Source organism: Prosthecobacter sp. (assembly GCF_044373815.1).
Lineage (GTDB): Bacteria > Verrucomicrobiota > Verrucomicrobiia > Verrucomicrobiales > Verrucomicrobiaceae > Prosthecobacter.
In genome coordinates, this window is record NZ_JBIPNG010000564.1 from 1 (window position 1) to 3,851 (window position 3,851).

General features: G+C 55.2%; 4 protein-coding genes. 2 read left to right on the forward strand and 2 right to left on the reverse strand.

Translation table 11 applies throughout. The features are described from left to right. Positions 1-93: 93 nt before the first annotated feature. The gene (locus tag ACIREA_RS28230; RefSeq protein ID WP_397385662.1) at positions 94-1,035 is read left to right on the forward strand and encodes a TaqI-like C-terminal specificity domain-containing protein; all 942 of its coding nucleotides are present in this window, start codon (positions 94-96) and stop codon (positions 1,033-1,035) included. A 22-nt stretch (positions 1,036-1,057) separates the two neighbouring features. Next, positions 1,058-1,639 (forward strand): hypothetical protein, encoded by a 582-nt coding sequence (locus ACIREA_RS28235; protein ID WP_397385658.1) that lies wholly within the window; start codon positions 1,058-1,060, stop codon positions 1,637-1,639. A 478-nt stretch (positions 1,640-2,117) separates the two neighbouring features. Here the strand turns inward: ACIREA_RS28235 and ACIREA_RS28240 are convergent, their stop codons facing one another. Continuing rightward, positions 2,118-2,459, reverse strand: a complete 342-nt coding sequence (locus ACIREA_RS28240) for a hypothetical protein (RefSeq protein WP_397385659.1) — start codon at positions 2,457-2,459, stop codon at positions 2,118-2,120. Positions 2,460-2,972: 513 nt separating this feature from the next. Further along, the gene (locus ACIREA_RS28245) at positions 2,973-3,413 is read right to left on the reverse strand and encodes a DUF5069 domain-containing protein (protein ID WP_397385661.1); all 441 of its coding nucleotides are present in this window, start codon (positions 3,411-3,413) and stop codon (positions 2,973-2,975) included. Positions 3,414-3,851: the final 438 nt, after the last annotated feature.

Below are 3,851 nucleotides of genomic sequence, written 5' to 3' on the forward strand. Positions count from 1 at the left end.
TCAGTTGGCGTTCCACTGGCCAAGTTTATTGGTTCAGACCCGATTTACGGTCTGAAGACAGGATGCAACGAGGCCTTCTTCATCCCTGACAGTGTGAAGCAGCTATTGGTTAAAGCTGACCCCGCCTGTGAACACCTCTTCATACGTTATTACCGGGGGCAGGACGTGAAACGCTGGGAGTCAGAGTGGTGCGGTGAATGGCTTCTAGCAGTCAGGTCAAGCAACGAACAAACCTGGCCGTGGACTGGGAAGGAGGATGCCGAGCTGATTTTCGAAAAAGCCTATCCTTCAGTTTTCGCCCACATGTTTAGTCACCGCGACGCACTTAAGGGAAGAAAAAATACTGTCCGTTACTGGTGGGAACTATCACCTTTTAAGTCTTGGGAAGTATTCAAAAAGCCGAAGCTGGTTTATCAGGAGATTCAATTTCATCCTGCTTATGCTTTGGAAGCTAAAGGTGTCCTTTCTAACAACAAAACCTTCATTCTACCAACAGATGACTTGTACCTCCTCGCGGTATTGAACTCACCGCTGGTTTGGTGGTTCAACTGGCGCGAACTGCCACACATGAAGGATGAGGCACTCTCACCTGTGACCTTCAAGATGGCCGCGCTTCCCATCGCCGAACCCACCGCCGCCATCCGCGCCGCCGTTGAAATCACCGTTCGTCGCCTGATCGACATCACCGCCAGCCAGCAGCAAACACAGCACACCGTGCTCGACTGGCTGCGCGTGGAATACGCCATCGAAAAGCCCAGCAACAAACTCCAAGCCCTGACCGAACTCGATACCGATGCCTTCATCGCCGAAGTGAAAAAGCTCCGTGGCAAAAGCCAGCCGCTCACCGCCGCCGGTCTCGCTGCCCTGCGTGCCGAGCATACCCACAGCATCGACCCCGCCCGCGCTCTCGCCACCGAAATGCTCCAACTCGAACGCACCCTCAGCGACCTCATCAATCAAGCCTACGGCCTCACTCCCGAGGAAGTGCAGCTCATGTGGGACACCGCACCGCCACGGATGCCGTTTGTTGTGTGAAGCCCATGAACCTCATCCCATCATGAAAAAGAAATCCAAAGCTGAATGGGCCACGGGCTTGCAGGAGCACCTGTCAGTGCGCCAAAAAGATGAGCCCATACCTGAACGGGAGAATCTGACACCCATGCAGGAACAGCAGTGCCGCATCCTCGGCGGCCATTTGATCCGCTGGCTGCAGCAGTGGGGGCCAGCACTGATTCAGGAGCGCAACTTCTTTGCTGACCTGAACAAGTGGGACAAACAACCCGTCATTGTCATCCTCACGGATGTTCCCGGACTGGTGGCTGCCAGCGAGATTCTGGGGCCGCCGAATGATTCGCTCATTTACGGCAAGCGCCAGCATGTGCGGGAATATTTAACCACCACACCAGATGCAGAATTTACCTTCCACTGTGAGCTGGCATCCTACTTCGAAGAGTTGGATGAGGCCAAAGCCACCACCCTGCGCGAGAGATTCAATTTGGACGACCAGACCCTCCTGGCCTCCCACTTTGACTGCTCAATCATGGGGCCCTTGTTTGCCCGTGGCGGCCGTCACTTGTGGAGCTTTCAGGAAGAAACGCCTTCCCTTGTGGAGGAGGGCTATGAGTCATGGGTGTCCTGATCGGCAGGTTTCTTCCAAACCTTCAACCATCTGACACCCCATGGGAATGCTCCAAGATTTCACCTGCCCGGCCTGCGGCCTAAACGGGCATGTCTCCGGTGGCGAAGACTGCGGAATGCTCGCCGCCACAACGACGATCTACTGCGAATCCTGCGACAACCTGCAAGATGCGGTGGTCGTAAAAGACCTCTTTTCTATTCCCCCCCGCCGGCACAAGCCCAGGTGTGAGAAAAGCAAGTCTCACCCCATCAAGGTCTGGAACCACAATGAACTCTGCCCTCGTTGCGGCTTGGCCAAGCTCAAAGTAGCCCGGAACGGGTTAGTATCGATGTGGGATTGAAAAAGCGGACTGGAGCATCCGGAAAGATGGGGTCAGTGTGCAAATTCTTGACAAAAATTCGACCTTCCAGATCTATGCATTCAGTTCATTCCTTTGCTGAAACCACTGCCCCGCAAGCGCCATTGATTACCGGAACAGCTACATCAAAAAAATATCCGCCTCCGGATAAGTAGCTGCCGCCAGCGCCGCCCAAAGCGGATCACCGATCACGATGACCGCCGTCATCACCCCAAACGCCGGCAGCCGATGGCTCAACGGCAGATAGCGCACCCCCGACGGATCATCCTCCATTTCCTTCTGATTGGAGCGCGCCACATACGCATAGCCCTCTTGATTCAGATGCCGTGCCAGCGCCATCACCTGATCATCCGGCACCGTGGCCGCCCCCACCGAACCCGGCGCCACGATAAGAAAGTTCCGATACGATGACGCCACCTCAGGCTCAGCACGCGTCGCAAAAACCTGCAGGGCCTGGATCATAGGAAAAGAAGGATTCATGGGATTGAGAGGTTCAAATCACCAGCAGCAGCCTTTCATTCGGCAACATCAGTCACTCATCGCATCCCAAAAGCCATTGGCCGGGTCCAAAGCCCCCTAAAAATCCCAGCCCAGGCCAGACATGCGTCCGTCTTCGGTGTATTCCGCGGTCAATTTCCAGAGCGGATAGAGGATGGGCAATTTCCCAAGCCATGAACTCAGCCCATTCCTCTGCCAGCCATTCCCTTGCCTGTCTCAACGACAGAACCCGCTGTTCATATCCAAAGGCCCTCCCTTCTTCTGATCCGAAATCAGCCCATTCCCTTGCTCACCATTCCCTTGCTAAAACCAAAACCCACATGCGCTTCCACGCTTCCGGATAAACACCCACTGCCCCACTGCCCCACTGCCCCGCGCATTCCGTCATTCGTCATTCGTCATTCGTCATTCCACGAAAAACCCCGCCTGCCTCACGACAAACGGGGTTCTCAAAACTCACTTCAGCCACTTCGCAGCTTACTTGATCTCCTGCGCCCAGAAGATGTGCCAGTCGTCCAGGTTGTTCAGATCCACCGCACCTGGGTTCACGCTGCCGTCATCCGCGATGCCATCCGCATCCAGAATCGTCTTGCGCGTCTCATCACTGTGGATGTAGCCCGAGATCGCCTGGTTGTGCTTGAAAACATTGCCCTTCGTCAGGTTCACACCCGGCTGCGCCTTCACCCAGCTCTCAAGCTGCGGATAGCTCGGCTTCGTCGCGATGAACGTCCGGAAAGTCTCGATGTTGATGCCCAGCGCATCCAGCGTCATCTGGTCATACCCGCAGCCGATGCCCGGATAGTCAGCATGCAGTTTGCCCGCAGCAGCCAAAGAAGCCTTCTGCCAGAGGCGTGGAAGATGAAGAACACCGAGAGGGCCGGCGATGCCGGAACTGATAAGAGGAACGATCTGACTCATGGATAAGATATGGGTTGGATTTAATTCAATGACATTCGCGACTGCGAACGAGCCTCCAATTTAGGAGGCCCCGCGCAGCAGCAGCAAGAACAAACGCACCAGCCAGGTTTTTTGAACGCGAATATCAAAAAATGAACCGCGAATTTTCACGAATCCAACCTCCCCCATTCCAAAAAATTCGCGGCCCTTCGCGCCCATTCGCGTTTGAACCCCTCCCCCTCCCTCCTCCACAAAATCTTTCTGCCCTTTCCCCCTCTTTCCCTCCACTCCAGACCTCTGAAATGATTTTACCCCTCATTATTCCACCTCAACTCCGGCCATCCACCTCCGCCCCTTTGCGGCAAACGCACGTCCATCCCCCTCCTCTCCAGCCACTCTGAAATCGTAAATCATCCCCCCCAAGTTCCCCCTCTTTCCCTCCACTCCTGACCTCTGAAA

Coding starts and splice junctions, on each gene's coding strand:
- ACIREA_RS28235 (WP_397385658.1), top strand. CDS start 1,058: ATGAAAAAGAAATCCAAAGCTGAATGGGCCACGGGCTTGCAGGAGCAC.
- ACIREA_RS28240 (WP_397385659.1), bottom strand. CDS start 2,459: ATGATCCAGGCCCTGCAGGTTTTTGCGACGCGTGCTGAGCCTGAGGTG.
- ACIREA_RS28245 (WP_397385661.1), bottom strand. CDS start 3,413: ATGAGTCAGATCGTTCCTCTTATCAGTTCCGGCATCGCCGGCCCTCTC.